Below are 19244 nucleotides of genomic sequence, written 5' to 3' on the forward strand. Positions count from 1 at the left end.
ATTATTTTTCTCGTTTTTATTATAGGAGGTAAACACATGGTAGCCGATAAGCAAGCAGATTCTCATGAATCCAATGATATTCTAGTTTCAACTCAAGAAGTTATTAAAAATGCTCTTAACAAATTAGGTTATCCAGATGAAGCCTATGAATTGATGAAAGAACCAGTCCGCATGATGATCGTTAGAATTCCGGTCAGAATGGATGATGGTAAAATTAAAATATTCACAGGTTATCGTGCTCAACATAATGATGCAGTAGGACCGACAAAAGGCGGGGTTCGTTTCCACCCTAACGTTACTGAAAATGAAGTACGTGCCTTATCCATTTGGATGAGCCTTAAAGCTGGTATCGTTGACTTACCGTACGGTGGTGGTAAAGGCGGTATCATTTGCGACCCTAGAAAAATGTCATTTAGGGAATTGGAAGCTTTAAGCCGTGGTTATGTTAGAGCTATTTCTCAAATTGTAGGTCCAACAAAAGATATTCCTGCGCCAGATGTCTTTACTAACTCTCAAATTATGGCGTGGATGATGGATGAATACAGTCGTATTGACGAATTTAATAATCCAGGATTCATTACAGGTAAACCTATTGTGTTAGGGGGATCTCACGGAAGAGAATCTGCAACAGCTAAAGGTGTAACGATTTGTATTGAAGAAGCATGTAAAAAGCGTGGAATTGATATTAAAGGAGCTCGTGTAATTGTACAAGGCTTCGGTAATGCCGGAAGCTTTTTAGCAAAATTCATGTATGACATGGGTGCTAAAGTTATAGCAATCTCAGATGCAGAAGGCGCCTTACACGACCCTGATGGTTTAGATATTGACTATTTACTGGATCGTCGTGATAGTTTCGGTACAGTAACTAATTTATTTGAAGACACTATTACTAATGAAGAAATGTTAGAGCTAGATACAGATATTTTAGTACCAGCTGCAATTGAAAACCAAATTACAAAAAATAATGCTCATAACATTAAAGCAAGTATTGTGGTTGAAGCAGCAAATGGCCCAACGACGTTAGAAGCTACTAAGATTCTAACTGAGCGTGATGTACTTATTGTACCGGATGTATTAGCTTCATCTGGTGGTGTGACTGTTTCATATTTTGAATGGGTCCAAAATAACCAAGGCTATTATTGGAAAGAAGAAGAAGTACAAGAAAAATTACGCGAAGTATTAGTTAAAGCGTTTAATAATGTCTATACAACAAGTCAAAATAGACAAATTGACATGCGTTTAGCTGCTTATATGGTTGGTGTACGTAAAATGACTGAAGCCGCTCGCTTCCGTGGATGGATTTAGTCAGAAGTTACAATTTGATTATTTAAGGTCAATCTCCTATCATAGTTTTGGTAGGAGATTTGTATGTTTAGGAGTGGAGTTAGATGCAAAAAGAAGAAGTCATCATAATTGGTGCAGGACCCTGTGGTCTTTCAGCTGCCCTTGAGTTAAAACGAAAAGGTATTGAACCATTGTTAATTGAAAAAGGAAATGTAGCAAATGCTATATATCATTATCCAACACACCAAACATTTTTCAGTTCGAGTGAAAAATTAGAAATTGGTAATATGCCTTTTATCTCTGAACGTCAAAAACCAGTCCGAAATGAAGCGTTAACCTATTATCGAATGGTTGCTCAAAGAAGTGATTTGAGAATAAATAATTTTGAACGTGTCGATCAAATCAGACAGTCACATAATATGTTTCAATTAAAAACGACAACGGACAAAGGTGATGAAATTTATTACCAAGCAGACTATATTGTCGTTGCAACAGGTTATTATGATCATCCTAATAAATTAAATATTCCTGGTGAAGATTTACCCCATGTTTCACATTATTTCAAAGAAGCACATCCATTTTTCGATAAAAATGTGGTCGTAATTGGTGGAAAGAACTCTGCAGTAGACGCAACATTGGAATTAGAGAAAGCTGGTGCTAACGTCACGGTACTATATAGAGGAGCTGATTACTCCCCAAGCGTTAAACCCTGGATTTTGCCATTGTTTGAATCACTAGTTAAACATAGAAAAATTAACATGCACTTTAATTCCAATATTAAAGAAATACAGACAAAACATGTAAAGGCAGTTATAGATGGTAAAGAGCAATTGATCGATGCTGATTTTGTATTCGCTATGACAGGTTATCATCCAGATCATTCGTTTTTAAAACATATAGGTATTGAAATAAACGATGAAACCGGCCGTCCATTATTTGATCGTCATACAATGGAGACTAATGTTCAAAATATTTATATAGCAGGAGTTATAGCTGCAGGTTATAATAATAATGAAATCTTTATTGAAAATGGTAGACACCACGGTAAACTGATAGCTGATCATATTCAAAATAAAAAAGAATCACGGTGATTAAATGAAAAAAGTAGTCTTAATTACAACAGGTGGAACGATCGCTAGTAAACCTAATGAAAATAGTGGCAAATTAACTTCTGGCGCAATGACGGGTGAAGAACTAGCCTCTTTGTGTGAGTTGCCAGATGAAATACAAGTGGAAGTAGATTCCGCTTTTCAAAAACCAAGCGTACACCTAACGGCAAATGATTGGGTGTTATTAAAAAATAAAATCGAATTTTATTTTGAGAATCCTGAAGTTGATGGTGTTGTCATTACCCATGGTACAGATACGTTAGAAGAAACAGCATACTTTTTAGATTTAACGATTAATGATCCTAGACCAATTGTCGTTACTGGTTCACAACGTTCGATTTCTGATTTAGGTAGCGATGTTTATATTAATTTAAGGCATGCCATTTATTCTGCTTGTAGCGAAGATTTGCATAATGCTGGTACCGTCGTAGTTTTTAATGAACGTATTTTTTCAGCGAAATATGTGAAGAAGGAACATGCCAGTAACATTCAAGGATTTAATGCTTTTGGCTTTGGTTATCTAGGAATCATTGATAATGATGAAGTTCAAGTTTTCCAAAAACCCATAAAACGTGAGTATTATTCAATTAAGGGGAGCTTACCTAGAGTTGATATCGTTAAATGTTACACTGATGCAGATGGATCTATATTAGATGCCTTAAGAATAGCAAACGCTAAAGGAATTGTCATAGAAGGTGTAGGAAGAGGTCAGGTTCCTCCCAAAATGATGCCAGCTATAAAGAAATGTTTAGAAAATGGAATTTTTATCGTTATTACTACTGCTTCAGAAGAAGGAGCCGTTTACCCTACGTACGATTACGAAGGTAGCGCCTATGATTTAATCAATAAAGGTGTCCTATTAGGAAGTGACTCAGATAGTAAGAAAGCAAGGGTGAAACTTGCGGTCATGATCGCTTCAGGTAAAAAAGAATATTCATTCTAAGATTATAAAGTCTGCAGATATCTGCAGGCTTTTTTATTTTGTAAGAATATTAACCAAAAAATCACAAAAGATAATAAAGCACAGATTGTTTGTATGAGGAGGAATGAATACATTGTCCAAACTAAAAATTTTGATTCTGATCAGTTTAGCAATTGCATTGACTATAGGTACATCAAGTGAAGTACCAGAAACTAAAGCGTTTACTCAACAAGTTATTCAAAAAGGAGCAGTCGGAGATGATGTCATAGAATTACAGTCAAGACTTCAATATATCGGTTTTTATAATGGTAAAATTGATGGAGTTTTTGGATGGGGAACTTACTGGGCTGTACGTAATTTTCAGAATGAATTTGGAATGAAAGTAGATGGTCTTGTTGGTCAAAAAACTAAGGATATGCTAGTTAAAGCATCTGAATACGATGAACAATGGGTGAAGGAACAAATAAGACAAGGTAAAGAGTTCACTCACTACGGTGGTCAGAAACGTCCATGGTCTGAAGCTCAAAAGTCTAATCAAAATCAACAAGGAAACCAAGGTAAACAGGGTGGCCAAGGGCAGCAAGGTCAAGCTAATCAAAACAATCAGCAAGAACAACCAGAGCAACCTACTGCTACAAATGTACCAAAAGGTTTTTCACAAAATGACATACAATTACTAGCTCAGGCAGTCTACTCTGAAGCTAGAGGTGAGCCTTACGTAGGGCAAGTAGCTGTAGCAGCAGTTATATTGAATAGGTTAGAAGACTCAACATTTCCTGATTCCATTTCGGGAATCATTTTTGAACCACTTGCGTTTACCGCAGTAGCAGATGGACAGTTTTACATGGAACCTGATGAACAATCTAGAGAAGCTGTTATGGATGCCATAAATGGTTGGGATCCTTCTGGAGGTGCTATTTATTACTTCAACCCTGATACAGCAACTTCTGATTGGATATGGCAAAGACCTCAAATTAAACGAATTGGAAAACACATTTTCTGTAAATAGAAAGGAGGACTTCTGATATGTTTCGTTGGATATTATATATTGTTCTATTGATCGGTTTCATAGGTGCTATCGTATATGGTTATCAGGAGCACCAAGAAAAGAATGCTATTTTAATACAAGCAGAAAACAATTATCAGCGTGCTTTCCATGATTTAACCTATCGCATGGATTTACTTAATGACAAAATTGGAACTGTATTAGCTATGAATACACCAGAAAATTTGTCTCCTCAACTAGCTGAAATCTGGAAAATATCATCAGATGCTCAAGCGGATGTTGGTCAATTACCGTTAACTTTATTACCGTTTAACAAAACAGAGGAGTTCCTTAATAATATTGGAGAGTTCTCATATCGGGTCGCCGTAAGAGGCTTAAGTGAAAATCCTTTAACGGATGAAGAGCTTAAAACATTAAATCAATTACACGAAAATTCTAATAAAATTAAAAAAGAATTAAGAACGGTTCAACATGAAGTACTTGATCAAGGTTTACGATGGATGGACGTAGAAGTAGCATTAGCTACGAATGAACCTTCTGATAATACAATCTTAGATGGTTTAAAAACGATTGAAGATAGTTCTGATCAATTTAACAGTTCAGACAATGAAGGTGTCTTTAATTTAAATACCAAGTCTGAAGGGGAACAAATTAATTTCGAAGGCAAATCCTATAAAGAAGAAGAAGTCAGAAAATTTATCTCAAAACAATTTGAACTGAATGAAAATGTCGATATGAAGGTTTCTAAAACTGGTAAAGGTTCAAATATTCCGATGTATAACGTTTCGTTTGATACAGGAGATTTACATGGTTATGCTGAAGTAACCCAGCAAGGGGCAAATATGATATCATACATGCTGACAAGAGACATTGGTGAAGCTAAAATAAGTCTTAACAAGGCCATGAATCAAGCTAAAGAACTTTTAAATGGAATCGGTTATGAAAATATAGAAATGGTCGAAAGTTCACAATATGAAAAGGTTGGAGTGTTCAGGTTTGTAAGAGTTGAGGATGGTGTTTATTACTACCCTGACAGCCTTCAAGTAAAAGTTGCCCTTGATAATGGTGACATTGTTGGACTAAGTGCAAGAGATTACATCGTTAACACAACTAGAAGAGGTGAAGTTGATTTTAATAAAAAATTAACTGAAGAAGAAGCTAGAGATGTCGTTAATCCAAATATTGATATTAAGGAAACACGTCAAGCAGTCATAGAAAATGATATTGGTGATCTCGTGCTTTGTTATGAGATGGTAGGTGTCATTGATCAACAAACATATAGAGTGTATATAAACGCTAATGATGGCTTTGAAGAAAAAGTTGAGATTTTACAGCAGTCAGAACAATTATACGGTATTAATTAATCTGGAAAAGGAAAGACAATTAAGTCTTTTCCTTTTTCATTTTTTTTGCCATAATAAGAGTATCTGAAAACGGGAAGGGGAATAACCATGTTTAAAGTAGGAATGAAATTAACCATTGAAACATTTAAAGATGGTGAATTAGAAAATCGTTTTCAGTGCAGAATTGTTGAGACTACTGAACATTATCTCTGTATTGATTATCCTATAAATGAAAAGACAGGTCGTACTACATTATTATTAGACGGCTCAGAATTTAACGTATCTTTTATAGGTAGTGACGGCAATGTACATCAATTCACTTCAGAAGTAAAGGGAAGAAAAAAACTTAAGATTCCAGTATTACTGATTCTAAAACCTTCACATCAAGAAATGAAGAAGATTCAAAGAAGGGAGTACGTAAGAGTAGACGTTTCCCTAGATATAGCGATCAAGCCCCTAAATGATAATAGCCCATCGTTAATTACTAGAACATTAGATATAAGTGGTGGTGGGTTAGCAGTTGTAGATGATGGCACTTCTAAGTGGTACAAGCGGGGAGACGTAATGGAAGCAACTATTGTACTTCCATACGATGCCATTCATTATAGTTATTTTATTGCAGAAGTTGAATTAATTAGAGCCATAGAGGGACGATCTGACTCCCCATCTAAAATTACTTTTCAATTTAATAATTTAAATGAAAAACAGAGAGATCAAATCATCAAGTATTGTTTTGAAAAACAACTTGAAGTACGCAAAAAAATAAATGGTTAACATCGAGGTAACGGAGGAATAGAAAAATGAGAATTGCAATTGATGGACCTGCAGCAGCTGGAAAAAGTACAGTAGCAAAAATTATCGCCAAAAAATTAGAGTATGTTTATATCGATACTGGAGCAATGTATCGAGCTTTAACTTGGATGGCTTTAAACACTAACACCGATGTTCATGATGAAAATCGTTTAAGTGACTTAGCTGATCGATGTAACATTATGTTTAAAAATCGTTCAAGCGGGCAAGAAGTCTATATAAATGACCAAAATATTACGAACGAAATTCGTGACCATGATGTAACTAATCATGTTTCTTACGTAGCTCAACACGGTAAGGTTCGTGAAAAATTGGTTGAAATGCAACAACAACTTGCTGAAGAAGGAAATGTTGTTATGGATGGAAGGGATATTGGAACATTCGTGCTTCCAAATGCCGAAATTAAAATCTTTTTAATCGCTTCAGTTGAGGAACGTGCAGAACGTAGGCACAAAGAAAACATAGAAAAAGGTTTTGACTCTGACTTAGAGCAATTAAAAGAAGAAATCAGACGACGTGATGAAATCGATTCTCAAAGAGAGGTCGCACCACTGGTCAAAGCAGATGACGCCATTGAAATTGATACAACTAATAAGTCTATTGATGAAGTAGCAGATCAAATATTATCGCTTGTTCATTCAAAAGAATAAAGGGGTTTAAACCATGTTCTATAAATTTGCTAAAACCGTCGTTAAGATTATTTTTAGTTTAATATTTAAAATAAAGGTTATTGGAAAAGAGAACATACCTAAAAATGGTCCAGTTATTATTTGTTCAAACCATATTTCCAATTTTGATCCGCCAGTTGTCGGGATTACTAGTCCTAGAGATATTCATTTCATGGCAAAGGAAGAGCTTTTTGAGAAAAGTTGGTTAAATAAGATCTTAACTAATGTAGGCGCTTTTCCTGTAAAAAGAGGGATGAGAGATCGAAATGCGTTAAGAAATGGTCTGAAATTACTAGAAGAAGGCCATACTCTAGGTCTTTTTCCTGAAGGAACCCGAAGTAAAGATGGAGAAGTAAAGAGAGGATTGGCTGGTGCAGGATTTTTTGCCATGCGTTCTAATGCAACAGTCATACCTTGTGCTATAATTGGTACATACAAAAAATTCAGTCCAATAAAAGTAGTTTATGGACAACCTATAGAATTTAAATCCATGCAAACAGAAAAGCCAAATGCTCAAGAAGTGACGGATGAAATTATGGACCATATTAAGCGATTATTAGATGAAAATAGATCATCCATGTTAAGATGAAATTATTAACTATAGAAATGTGGTAGTTTGAAAGCTTAAGGAGGAAGAGAAATGAGCGAAAATCAAGAAAATCAAATGGAACAAACTTTAGAGGTAGGAACCGAAGTAATAGGGAAAGTAATCAAACTTGAGGATAAGCAGGTTATTGTTGATATTGGAGCTAAATTTGATGGCATTATTCCGATATCTGAACTATCACACATTCATGTAGAACATCCGAATGAAGTACTATCTGAGAGCGAAGAAGTTCAGCTACTCGTTACGAAATTAGAAGACGAAGCGATTGTTTTATCTCGTAAACAATTAACTCAAAAACAAGCATGGGAAAACTTACAGGAAAAGCTTGATTCCGATAAAGTTTTTGAAGCAACAGTTATGGATGTTGTTAATGGAGGTTTAGTGATGGATGCTGGTTTGAGAGCATTTATGCCTGCATCACACGTTGAAGCCTATTACGTCGAAGACTTTGAGCCCTATAAAGGACAAACACTAGAAGTTAAAGTTATTGAAATGGATGCTACAAAACAGCGAGTTATTCTTTCTCATCGTGCTGTAGTTGAAGAAGCAGAAAAGGCTAAAAAGCAAGAGGTATTAAATAATATTGATGCTGATTCAATTGTTGAGGGTACAGTTCAACGCATAACTAACTTCGGAGCTTTTGTAGACTTAGGTGGAGTAGACGGATTAATTCATATTTCCCAACTATCCCATGATCATGTTGACAAGGCTGAGGATGTTGTAACTGAGGGAGAAACAGTAAAAGTAAAGGTTTTATCTGTCGATCGCGATAATGAACGAATCGCTTTATCACTAAAAGATACAAAACCAGGCCCATGGGATGGGATTGAAAATGAATTCAAACCAGGTGATGTCGTCGAAGGTGAGGTAAAGCGTCTCGTTAATTTTGGTGCATTTGTAGAAATAAAATCAGGTGTTGAAGGCTTAGTCCATATCTCACAAATCGCAAAAGAGCATATCGGTAATCCGCAAGAAGTGTTACAAGAAGGTCAAAAAGTTAAAGTGAAAGTACTTGATATTAGTAAAACGAATAAAAGAGTTTCTCTAAGCATAAAGGAAGCTCAAGAAGAACAAGATAATGTTGAGTTGAAGAAATATCAAAAAGACGATGACGATCAAGGTTTTCAATTAGGCGATTTAATCGGCGACCGATTAAAAGACTTAAAAAAGTAAACTTTAATATTTAGCAGGACTGAGAGCGCCAATTTAACTAGTCAAATATGTTACGGAACAGCCATAGATTATTTTTAAATTGAGCCGCTCTGTTCCGCCTTAAAAAAAGTGGCGCAAATGCCACTTTTTTATTTGTCATTTTAAAGAAGTTTACATTAAAGGATGAATATATATGAGAAAATCTGTTGTTGCAATTGTGGGAAGACCTAATGTAGGTAAATCAACTATATTTAATCGCCTTGTAGGTGAGAGAATATCGATTGTAGAAGATACACCTGGTGTAACCAGAGACCGAATTTATTCAGAGGCTGAATGGCTTCATTCAACTTTTAATGTCATCGATACAGGTGGCATTGATATTAGTGACGAGCCTTTAATCGTGCAAGTTCGTGAACAAGCTCAAATTGCGATAGAAGAAGCTGACGTCATTATATTCTTGGTCAATGGTAGAGAAGGAATTACAGCAGCTGATGAAGAGGTAGCTAAAATTCTATATAAATCGAATAAGCCTGTTGTACTTGGAGTTAATAAAATTGATAATTACGAAATGCAGGAACTCCTATATGAGTTTTACGCATTAGGGTTTGGGCAACCATATCCCATTTCAGGTACTCATGGTTTAGGACTTGGCGATTTATTAGATGAAGTTATTAAGCACTTTCCAGAGGACCTTGATGATGATGAAGATGAAGATCGTATTAACTTCTCATTAATCGGTAGGCCTAACGTTGGTAAGTCTTCATTAGTAAATGCGATTTTAGGCGAAGAGCGTGTCATTGTTAGCAATATAGCAGGCACCACAAAAGATGCTGTAGATACTGAATTCTCTAAAGATAACAGAAAATTTAAAATAATTGATACAGCTGGCATGAGAAAACGAGGTAAAGTATACGAATCAACAGAAAAGTATAGTGTTTTACGTGCTCTAAAAGCGATAGAACGCAGTGATGTCGTATTAGTTGTCATTGATGCTGATACAGGAATCATTGAACAAGATAAAAGAATTGCTGGATATGCTCATGAGGCAGGTAAAGCAATTGTTATTGTGGTTAACAAATGGGATGCAGTTGATAAAGAGCAGGATACGATGAAAAAATTTGAAGACGACATACGGAAACAATTTCAATTTCTTTCTTATGCCCCGGTCGTATTTTTATCAGCATTAACTACTAAGAGAATTCACACACTTCTACCAATGGTTATTGAAGTTAGTGAGAATCATTCAAAGCGAGTGAGGACCAATTTATTAAATGAAGTCATCGAAGATGCACTCGCTATGAATCCAGCACCATCAATCAAAGGACAGAAACTTAAGATTCTATATACAACTCAAGTGTCAACAAAGCCTCCAACTTTTGTTGTGTTTGTAAATGACCCTGAGCTTATGCACTTTACGTATGAACGCTTTTTAGAAAACCGTATACGTGACGCTTTTGGTTTTGTTGGTACACCTATTAAAATTTACGCTAGACAAAGAAAATAAGAGGTGAGAATTAAATGGAACAAGTTGCAGTTATCGGTGCAGGTAGCTGGGGAACAGCGCTAGCTATGGTACTTGCGCACAATGGCCATGATGTTAGAGTTTGGTCTCATCGTGAGTCACAAGTTGAAGAAATAAACTCAAAACATATTAACTCAAAATATTTACCAAATGTAGAACTACCTTCAAACTTAGTTGCTTATTCTGATATGCAAAAAGCTATCGAAGGTGCTAAAGCTATATTATTAGTTGTACCTACTAAAGCAATTCGAGAAGTGTGCAGACAATTAAGACCTTTTATAACCAATGGCCAAACTGTCATTCACGCTTCTAAAGGTATTGAGCCCGAAACACATAAAAGAATATCAGAAATGATCGCGGACGAATTAGGCGATGAGGTTAACAACCGACTAGTTGTATTATCGGGACCTAGTCACGCAGAAGAAGTTGCACTTAAACAGCCGACAACTGTTACTGTTTCATCATACAACATGGACGCCGCTGAGGTTGCTCAAGACTTGTTTATGAATGAACATTTTAGAGTATACACGAACGATGATGTTGTTGGTGTTGAAATTGGTGGAGCTTTAAAGAATATTATTGCTCTTGGTGCAGGTATTTCCGATGGATTAGGTTATGGTGATAATGCAAAAGCTGCCCTTATTACAAGAGGGCTTGCTGAGATTGCTCGTTTAGGAACAAAATTAGATGCCAATCCACTTACCTTCGCCGGTTTAACTGGTGTTGGAGACTTAATTGTTACTTGTACAAGTCAACACAGTCGAAATTGGCGAGCAGGTAATATGTTAGGTAAAGGTTATGTTCTTCAGGATGTATTAGATCAAATGGGTATGGTTGTAGAAGGCGTTAGAACGACGAAGGCTGCTTATCAATTAGCACAGAAATTAGATATTCCTATGCCTATTACAGAAGGGCTTTATGAACTGTTGTTTGATGAAAAAGACCCTAAACAAGTAGTAGATGAATTAATGAATCGTGGGAAAACTAAAGAATTAGAAGATTTAAATTCATTTTTATAAAATTAGACGCTAAACACACACAACAGCCCTCCCTTTCTTGCATATAGTATTACGAATGCAAACTAGGGAGGAGCCAAATATGTCTCAAGATTTCCAACAAAATATTTTTGAGCATTTGAAAAAGAAAGCAAATATTAACCCTAATGAAGTGATGAATGTTGCAAAGTCTGTTCAAAATGCAAACTTTAAAGATGAAAGAACAGTCCGGAATTTAGTAAGACAACTGGCTATGATGGCAAATAAACCATTAAGTCAACAAAAAGAAGATCGGATCGTTAAAATGATTACTGAAAAAGGGCATCAATTGGATCATCAAACTTTGCAACAATTATTTAAAAAATAGGGTAAGAATGGGCAAGCGAAGTTTCAGGATGTACGATGAGTCATACTATAATATGCAACAGTCAATATGAGCTACTTTTGTGAGGAATTTAGTCTAAAACTAGAGGTGCAGAGCCCCATGCACCTCTTTTTAATTTGCATATAGATATGAATTAACATGATTTACAAATTTCATCCCTTAAAATAGTTTATAGTTATGCTATAATATCCCCTAGAGAAAAGAGAAAGGGCTTGATTAGAATGACAGATGCAATGTTTAGAATGTACATATCGTTTGGAGGTATGGGTGCATTAATTTTATCTGCACTACTAATATTATTTGCTAGACATAAATTAAAAGGTTTTTTTGGAATTGTGGTAAGTATTCTAGCTTATTTACTATTGATTATTGGAAGTATCATTATCTTTTATATTGTTTTCAGCGGACCAACAGCAGAATAGGTGGGTTAATAAATGAAGCTTAAGTTAGGAATTATACTTGTTATCACATCAGTAATATTATCAGCTTGTCTATATCCTGATAGTCAGCGTGTAGAAAACACTCCTACAAATGATGAACAATTGGAACAAGTCCAAAATGCAGTGCATCAATATCAAGAACAACATAATGGTTTATTACCGATTAAAAATAGAGATCAAAATACACCATTATTTATAAAATATCCTATAGATTTTAATAAATTAAAAGAGTCAAATATTATGGGACAGCCTCCTGCTAATTCGTATGAACGGGGCGGTGCCTATTCATACGTGATTATAGACCCAGAAAATAAGGCGATAGTTAAAGTGTCAGATGTGCGAGTAAATCAAAAATTACGTACTGTAAATTATGAGATTAATTTATATCGAAATGAGAATTTATATCCGCCTTATGGTGAAATGCTTTTTAAAAATTACTTTAAATTAGATTATGAATCATTAGGTATTGATCAGCCGTTTACTGTTAAAAGTCCATATACTAGAAATAAATTAGATGTGATCATTAATGCAAAAGGACAAGCATTAGTTGACTATCGCCCGGATGTCTATAAATTATTAGAAGAAAATAATATAGAGTCTTATGATGGTGACTTAAGAAACCTATTAGTTCAAGAATATCCATTAGTCCCGACTTATTCTCCACCTATGTATTTGGAAGATGGAGAAATTATTTTTAAACATGAAAATAAAACAAAAGAATAAAATGGTATTAGAGATTCTATTTAAATTTTATTAGAATCTCTATTTTTTTTGAAATTGAGTCATATTTGAATAGGACAACATCATAAATTAATATTGCATCGAATAATAGGTGTACGATATTGTACAGGGTCGGAGGGATATAATGGAAAATTTCAACGTGTTTCATGACATATCGAAACGGACGAACGGTGATATCTACCTTGGAGTTGTAGGTGCAGTCCGAACAGGTAAGTCGACATTTATTAAGAAGTTTATGGATTTAGTGGTTATTCCGAACATCGAAAGTGAAGACGAACGAGAAAGGGCAAAAGATGAATTGCCTCAAAGTGCTGCTGGGCGTACGATCATGACAACAGAGCCAAAGTTTATCCCTAATCAAGCTGTTGAAATCGCAGTAGATGAAGGGTTAGACGTCAAAGTAAGAATGGTTGATTGCGTAGGTTACACGGTTGATAGCGCGAAAGGATTTGAAGATGAAAATGGACCACGAATGATTCATACACCATGGTATGAAGAAGCTATTCCATTTCACGATGCAGCAGAAATTGGAACAAGAAAAGTTATTCAGGAACATTCTACAGTAGGTATTGTTGTTACAACTGATGGATCATTTGGTGAAATTCCTCGTGAGGACTATGTAGAAGCTGAACGTAAAGTTGTTGAAGAGCTAAAAGAAGTCGGTAAACCATTTATCATGGTACTTAATTCTAGCAAGCCTCATGAGCTTGAAACAATGGAACTGAGAAATGAGCTGGCTGAAGAGTATGACATTCCAGTTTTACCTGTATCTGTAGAGAATTTACGAGAAGAGGATATTTACAATGTTTTAAGAGAAACGTTATATGAATTCCCAGTACTTGAAGTGAATGTAAACTTACCTAGCTGGGTAATGGCTCTTAAAGAAGATCATTGGCTTCGCAAACAATTTCAAGGTGCCATTCAAGAAACAGTTCAAAATATCAAAAGATTACGTGATGTAGATAACGTGGTCGGAAATTTCTACGACTATGATTTTATAACAGATGCCCACCTTTCAGGAATGGAAATGGGTGAGGGAGTTGCAGAAATTGACCTACATGCATCAGATGAACTTTATGATCAAGTGTTAAAAGAAATTGTAGGTGTAGAGATCAGAGGTAAAGATCACTTGTTAGAGTTATTACAGGATTATGCTGATGCAAAACGAGAATACGATCAAGTTTCTGATGCTCTTCAAATGGTGAAGCAGACAGGATATGGAATCGCAACGCCAGCTTTAGAAGATATGAGGCTTGAGGAACCAGAAATTATTCGTCAAGGTTCAAGATTTGGTGTTAGACTTAAAGCAGTGGCTCCGTCAATTCATATGATTCAAGTTGATGTTGAATCTGAATTTGCTCCAATAATCGGTACAGAGAAGCAAAGCGAAGAACTAGTAAGGTATTTAATGCAAGATTTCGAAGAGGATCCATTATCCATTTGGAAGTCAGATATCTTCGGTCGTTCGCTAAGTTCTATTGTAAGAGAAGGTATCCACGCTAAATTAACGTTAATGCCAGAGCATGCAAGATATAAGCTTAAAGATACCCTAGAAAGAATTATAAATGAAGGAAACGGTGGTCTAATAGCCATCATTTTATAAAAGCGACGAATAAGTCGCTTTTTTATTTTGTTCTTATATAATCTATCTATTAAATAATCTTAAACTATAAAGCAAAGCCCTTGGTATACAAGTAGCCACGTCATTTACTCTAATTTTTGGTTGAGAGATGGTAGAATGGTATGATTTATACAAAAAAATAGAGAAAAAACATCTAAAAATCCTTATTTGACGCTATTTTTCCTTGCTATCTTAACTATTAATGTGGTAATATGCAGTTAAACCGGCTAGAAAATAATGCTAAATAGCATAAAAAGTCGGTTAAACGCAGGCAATATGCAGGAAGTTGTTGCATTTACTGTGTATTTTTGTTTAAATGTGGTTAGAATGGTATTGTCTGATAATTGAAAATTTGAGAGGAGGTGAAAGATATGAACAAGACAGACTTAGTAAACTCTGTAGCTGATCAAGCGGACTTATCTAAAAAAGATGCAGCAAAAGCTGTTGATGCTGTTTTAGAATCTATTACAGGCTCTTTAAAGAAATCTGAAAAGGTACAGCTTATCGGGTTCGGTAACTTCGAAGTACGTGAGCGTTCTGCTCGTAAAGGTCGTAACCCACAAACTGGAAAAGAGATCAACATTCCAGCTAGTAAAGTACCTGCATTTAAACCAGGTAAAGCCCTTAAAGATGCTGTTAAATAATGCAATACATAGGGCAAAAGAGGAGGGACAACCCTCCTCTTTTTTATTGTAATTAATAATTTTTTCAACTCTACCCTACAAAATAAAGCCAATCCAAAAAAATAACTTTATTTAGGCACAGTTATTAGATTATAAGCATATTACATGCTACAATATTACTGTACTTCATAGAAATAGATGTCTATTTAAATAATAGGTGATATATAGTGATTAATATAAATAATATAACTATTCGAGAAGATTTTTTAACAGCGTATAAACACCCATACTTAGGTGATGCTTTTTATAATCAAGTGTTATTAAAGCAACAAATATCTTTTTTTAAAGAATTATTAATAGAGAGCGGACAAAATCATGATCCAGAGTTTTTCTATGCACTTTTACATATGCAATTATCTTTAGATATTCATGATTTAGTGGATTTGGAGTTTAATTTAAACTCAGCTCATAATCGCAATCAAACAAATCAGCTTCAAGTGCTTGTTGGGGATTATCATAGTTCTTACTTCTACAGAATTCTTTCAGAACATAATTTGTTAGATGAACTATACCATCTTATCCAGTCTATTAAATCTATAAATGAAGTGAAGATGTCATTATTACATAATACAACGGACGATTTAAATGAGCAGTTACAACAAATTGAAGCTGTGCATTGTGGTTTATATAATTCATTAATGGATTATTATAAGTTAGACGATTATAAAGAGAAAAACTATTCTAAATTGGTAAATCAGTTGGTGTATGAACGTGAAAGCATCTGGTTAGATCTTTTGGCGAAACGTGATTCTGCAGCGAAAAATGTAATTGATAAGCGAAAAAATGAGCTATACAGGAGAGCATAATATGGATCAGCAAACAAAATCAGAAAAAGTACATTCCGTATTTGAAAAAATATATAAACGATATGATCGAATGAACTCAATTATTTCGTTTCAAAGACATAAAGCGTGGCGTAAAGACGTCATGAAACATATGAAGGTTGAAAAAGGTTCAACTTGTCTAGATGTATGTTGTGGTACAGGTGATTGGACCATTGCACTATCAGAAGCAGTTGGACAAAATGGATACGTTTATGGATTAGATTTTAGTGAAAATATGTTATCAGTCGGTCAAGATAAAGTAGACGAACAAGGGATCCGTAATATTACATTACAACATGGAGATGCCATGAATTTGCCTTATGACGATAACCATTTTGATTACGTTACGATTGGATTCGGTCTTCGAAATACTCCAGATTATAATCAAGTTTTAAGTGAGATGTTCAGGGTAACAAAACCAGGGGGTATTGTTGTTTGTTTAGATACTTCACAGCCGACATTACCAATATATAAACAGCTTTATTTTTTCTATTTTGAACATATCATGCCTTTATTCGGTAAGGTTTTTGCCAAAAGCTATGACGAGTATTCATGGCTTTATGAATCAACTAAAAACTTCCCTGGAAAACAAAAGCTTGCCCATATGTTTAAACAAGTAGGTTTTCAATCTGTTAACGTTAAAAGTTATGCATTAGGTGCAGCTGCTATGCACTTAGGTGTTAAGCCAAAATAATCTCACATAAAGGTGAAAAACATGAAAATCGCTACTGCAATAAAATATGTTAATAAAGATATTCAACGAGTTGAGAAGAAAATAAAAAGTGTTACTAAAGCTGAAAGTTCGATGATACAATCTGCTTCCAATCATTTATTGTCAGCTGGAGGTAAACGAATTCGTCCAATATTTGTTTTGCTTTCATCAAGATTTGGAACAAAACATCAAGATCAGATTATCGATGTGGCTGTAGCATTGGAACTCATTCATATGGCCTCATTGGTTCATGATGATGTCATTGATCACGCAACAGTTAGGCGGGGCAAGCCTACAGTCAATAAACAATGGGATAATGGAACTGCTGTATATACTGGAGATTATATTTTTGCTAAAACTTTAGAATTGTTAAAACCATTTAAGAATAATCGTTTACATGCCGTTTTGTCTAAAACGATTCACGAACTATGTATTGGTGAGATTGAGCAGATTAGAGATAAATTCCAACTTAGCCAAAACCATTTTACATATTTTAAAAGAATTAAACGAAAAACCGCATTATTAATTGAATCGAGTACTCAAATGGGAGCTATTGGCGCGGGAGTTGATTTAAAAACAGAAACTCTCTTAAAAGAGTATGGTTATTACATAGGGATGTCTTATCAAATTATGGATGACATTTTAGATTTTACTTCTACAGAGAAAGAATTAGGAAAACCTGTCGGTAGTGACTTGTTAAATGGACATATCACATTACCAACTTTATATGCAATGCAAGAAGATCATGATATATATAACGGAGTACAAGCTTACTTCAATGAAACGAACAAGCAAAGTGATATCGAAAACGTGATTGCGCGCATAAAAGAATCTAATGCGATTGAACAGTCTTATGAAATTAGTCAGCGATATTTAACAAAGGCAAAAGAGGCACTAGAGCAACTTCCAGATATTGAAGCAAAACAATATCTTTCAGAAGTGGCACAATATTTAGGTAAAAGGCGGTTTTAGCTTAAAAACAATTGTTTTTTATGCCAAACTTTGATAAAATCTTTGACGGCTTACAAAATATTTATAGAGGTGAAAATCATGGAACAAACATTTATTATGGTCAAACCAGACGGTGTACAACGTAACTTAGTTGGAGATATCCTACAACGTTTTGAGAAAAAAGGATTCAAATTAGTAGCGGCAAAATTAATGCAAATCTCACCTGAACTAGCAGAAGAACATTATGGTGAACACAAAGACAAGCCTTTCTTTGGAGAATTAACTGGTTTCATTACTTCCGGACCTGTCTTTGCAATGGTTTGGGAAGGTGAAAATGTAATCGCAACGGCACGTAAAATGATGGGTGCTACTAACCCTGCAGAATCTGATATCGGTACAGTACGTGGCGATTTCGGCCTAACCGTTGGCAAAAATGTTATTCACGGTTCTGATTCTCCTGAATCTGCAGAACGCGAAATTGGTTTATTCTTTAATAAAGAAGATTTAGTTACTTATAACAAAGATCATGATCAGTGGATTTACTAATAAGATTGAGAAGGCCTTGAATTAACAAGGCCTTTTTTATTTTAGATAAAACTTTTTCTAGCTTTTAAATGATAAAATAATAGCACGATGTTTCGACATTTTTTATAATAGAGTTAGATTTAATTAATGGGAGAGCTTAAGTATGGATGATTATTATTCGTTTATTAAAAAGGTTTACAAGGATATAGGAGTCGATTTAAGCCTTTATAAAGAAAAACAAATGAAAAGAAGGCTGACTTCACTTAGAGAACGAAGAGGCTTTAAATCTTTTACTGATTATTATGAAGGATTTAAATTAGACCAAGACTTAAAAAAAGAATTTCTTAATCGAATTACGATCAATGTGTCTCATTTCTATCGCAATTACAAAAGGTGGGAAGTTTTAAAAAAGGAAATACTACCAGATTTAATTAAACAAAAGTCAAAAATCAAAATTTGGAGCGCGGCTTGTTCAACTGGAGAAGAACCTTACACAGCAGCTATGTTATTAAGTGATTTTTTCGAATTAAATCAAATATCAATCCTTGCAACAGATATAGATGAAGAAGCGCTGGAACAGGCAAAAGTAGGAGCTTATTCAAAAAGGTCGTTAGATGAAACTCCCAAAGATAAAATAGAAAAGTTTTTCTCTGAGCATAATTCTACATATTTAATTTCAGATGAGTTAAAAAAAATCGTAACGTTTAAAAAACATAATTTATTGGAAGACCCATATGACGGGCATTTTGATTTAATTATTTGCCGTAACGTTTTAATTTATTTTACTGAAGAAGCTAAGTTAAAAGTTTATCAAAACTTTAATCAATCTTTATCTAAAGACGGTATTCTGTTTGTTGGAAGTACTGAGCAATTATTTAAACCACAAGAGCACCATTTTGAACCAGTCAATACATTTTTTTATAAGAAATTTTAATGCTAGGGGT

At 34.7% G+C, this 19244-nt stretch carries 21 protein-coding genes; all 21 read left to right on the plus strand.

Going from position 1 to position 19244, the window contains the following annotated elements:
• The first annotated feature begins 36 nt into the window (after window positions 1–36).
• On the plus strand, window positions 37–1305 hold the full coding sequence (locus tag ACFSW4_RS15760) for a Glu/Leu/Phe/Val family dehydrogenase (protein ID WP_054753184.1): 1269 nt from the start codon (window positions 37–39) through the stop codon (window positions 1303–1305).
• 83 nt (window positions 1306–1388) lie between these two features.
• Window positions 1389–2375: a YpdA family putative bacillithiol disulfide reductase gene (locus ACFSW4_RS15765; protein WP_377330490.1), complete on the plus strand. Its 987-nt coding sequence runs from the start codon at window positions 1389–1391 to the stop codon at window positions 2373–2375.
• Window positions 2376–2379: 4 nt separating this feature from the next.
• Window positions 2380–3336: an asparaginase gene (locus tag ACFSW4_RS15770; RefSeq protein ID WP_377330492.1), complete on the plus strand. Its 957-nt coding sequence runs from the start codon at window positions 2380–2382 to the stop codon at window positions 3334–3336.
• A 103-nt stretch (window positions 3337–3439) separates the two neighbouring features.
• Complete coding sequence (gene sleB, locus ACFSW4_RS15775; RefSeq protein WP_377330494.1) at window positions 3440–4324, plus strand: spore cortex-lytic enzyme; 885 nt, start codon at window positions 3440–3442, stop codon at window positions 4322–4324.
• A 17-nt stretch (window positions 4325–4341) separates the two neighbouring features.
• Window positions 4342–5685, plus strand: coding sequence for a germination protein YpeB (ypeB, locus tag ACFSW4_RS15780; RefSeq protein WP_054753180.1), 1344 nt, complete (start codon window positions 4342–4344; stop codon window positions 5683–5685).
• A gap of 87 nt (window positions 5686–5772) precedes the next feature.
• The gene (locus ACFSW4_RS15785; protein WP_377330496.1) at window positions 5773–6438 is read left to right on the plus strand and encodes a flagellar brake protein; all 666 of its coding nucleotides are present in this window, start codon (window positions 5773–5775) and stop codon (window positions 6436–6438) included.
• A 26-nt stretch (window positions 6439–6464) separates the two neighbouring features.
• A complete protein-coding gene (gene cmk, locus ACFSW4_RS15790; protein ID WP_054753176.1) occupies window positions 6465–7124 on the plus strand; it encodes a (d)CMP kinase in 660 nt (219 codons plus the stop codon).
• A gap of 13 nt (window positions 7125–7137) precedes the next feature.
• The gene (locus ACFSW4_RS15795) at window positions 7138–7731 is read left to right on the plus strand and encodes a lysophospholipid acyltransferase family protein (RefSeq protein ID WP_377330498.1); all 594 of its coding nucleotides are present in this window, start codon (window positions 7138–7140) and stop codon (window positions 7729–7731) included.
• A gap of 51 nt (window positions 7732–7782) precedes the next feature.
• Window positions 7783–8922 (plus strand): 30S ribosomal protein S1, encoded by a 1140-nt coding sequence (gene rpsA, locus ACFSW4_RS15800; RefSeq protein WP_377330500.1) that lies wholly within the window; start codon window positions 7783–7785, stop codon window positions 8920–8922.
• A 172-nt stretch (window positions 8923–9094) separates the two neighbouring features.
• Window positions 9095–10405: a ribosome biogenesis GTPase Der gene (gene der / locus ACFSW4_RS15805; protein WP_054753174.1), complete on the plus strand. Its 1311-nt coding sequence runs from the start codon at window positions 9095–9097 to the stop codon at window positions 10403–10405.
• Between the two features lie 14 nt (window positions 10406–10419).
• Complete coding sequence (locus ACFSW4_RS15810; RefSeq protein ID WP_054753172.1) at window positions 10420–11442, plus strand: NAD(P)H-dependent glycerol-3-phosphate dehydrogenase; 1023 nt, start codon at window positions 10420–10422, stop codon at window positions 11440–11442.
• Window positions 11443–11521: 79 nt separating this feature from the next.
• Window positions 11522–11785, plus strand: a complete 264-nt coding sequence (locus ACFSW4_RS15815) for a stage VI sporulation protein F (protein ID WP_377330503.1) — start codon at window positions 11522–11524, stop codon at window positions 11783–11785.
• Between the two features lie 239 nt (window positions 11786–12024).
• The gene (locus tag ACFSW4_RS15820; protein ID WP_377330505.1) at window positions 12025–12225 is read left to right on the plus strand and encodes a DUF2768 family protein; all 201 of its coding nucleotides are present in this window, start codon (window positions 12025–12027) and stop codon (window positions 12223–12225) included.
• 12 nt (window positions 12226–12237) lie between these two features.
• Window positions 12238–12966: a hypothetical protein gene (locus ACFSW4_RS15825; RefSeq protein ID WP_054753170.1), complete on the plus strand. Its 729-nt coding sequence runs from the start codon at window positions 12238–12240 to the stop codon at window positions 12964–12966.
• 142 nt (window positions 12967–13108) lie between these two features.
• The gene (gene spoIVA, locus ACFSW4_RS15830; protein WP_377330506.1) at window positions 13109–14587 is read left to right on the plus strand and encodes a stage IV sporulation protein A; all 1479 of its coding nucleotides are present in this window, start codon (window positions 13109–13111) and stop codon (window positions 14585–14587) included.
• 389 nt (window positions 14588–14976) lie between these two features.
• On the plus strand, window positions 14977–15249 hold the full coding sequence (locus ACFSW4_RS15835; protein WP_054753168.1) for an HU family DNA-binding protein: 273 nt from the start codon (window positions 14977–14979) through the stop codon (window positions 15247–15249).
• Window positions 15250–15455: 206 nt separating this feature from the next.
• Window positions 15456–16094: a heptaprenyl diphosphate synthase component 1 gene (locus tag ACFSW4_RS15840; protein WP_377330507.1), complete on the plus strand. Its 639-nt coding sequence runs from the start codon at window positions 15456–15458 to the stop codon at window positions 16092–16094.
• Between the two features lies 1 nt (window position 16095).
• Window positions 16096–16806 carry a demethylmenaquinone methyltransferase gene (locus ACFSW4_RS15845; protein ID WP_054753162.1) on the plus strand — a complete coding sequence of 237 codons (711 nt, stop codon included), beginning with the start codon at window positions 16096–16098 and terminating at the stop codon, window positions 16804–16806.
• Between the two features lie 21 nt (window positions 16807–16827).
• Entirely contained in the window at window positions 16828–17796 is a 969-nt protein-coding gene (locus tag ACFSW4_RS15850; protein ID WP_054753159.1) for a polyprenyl synthetase family protein, read from the plus strand.
• A gap of 78 nt (window positions 17797–17874) precedes the next feature.
• Window positions 17875–18321 carry a nucleoside-diphosphate kinase gene (gene ndk / locus ACFSW4_RS15855; RefSeq protein ID WP_054753157.1) on the plus strand — a complete coding sequence of 149 codons (447 nt, stop codon included), beginning with the start codon at window positions 17875–17877 and terminating at the stop codon, window positions 18319–18321.
• A 142-nt stretch (window positions 18322–18463) separates the two neighbouring features.
• Window positions 18464–19234 carry a CheR family methyltransferase gene (locus ACFSW4_RS15860; protein ID WP_377330508.1) on the plus strand — a complete coding sequence of 257 codons (771 nt, stop codon included), beginning with the start codon at window positions 18464–18466 and terminating at the stop codon, window positions 19232–19234.
• The last annotated feature ends 10 nt before the right edge of the window (window positions 19235–19244 follow it).

The organism is Piscibacillus salipiscarius (assembly GCF_042685285.1).
GTDB classification, from domain to species: Bacteria; Bacillota; Bacilli; order Bacillales; family Alkalibacillaceae; genus Piscibacillus; species Piscibacillus salipiscarius.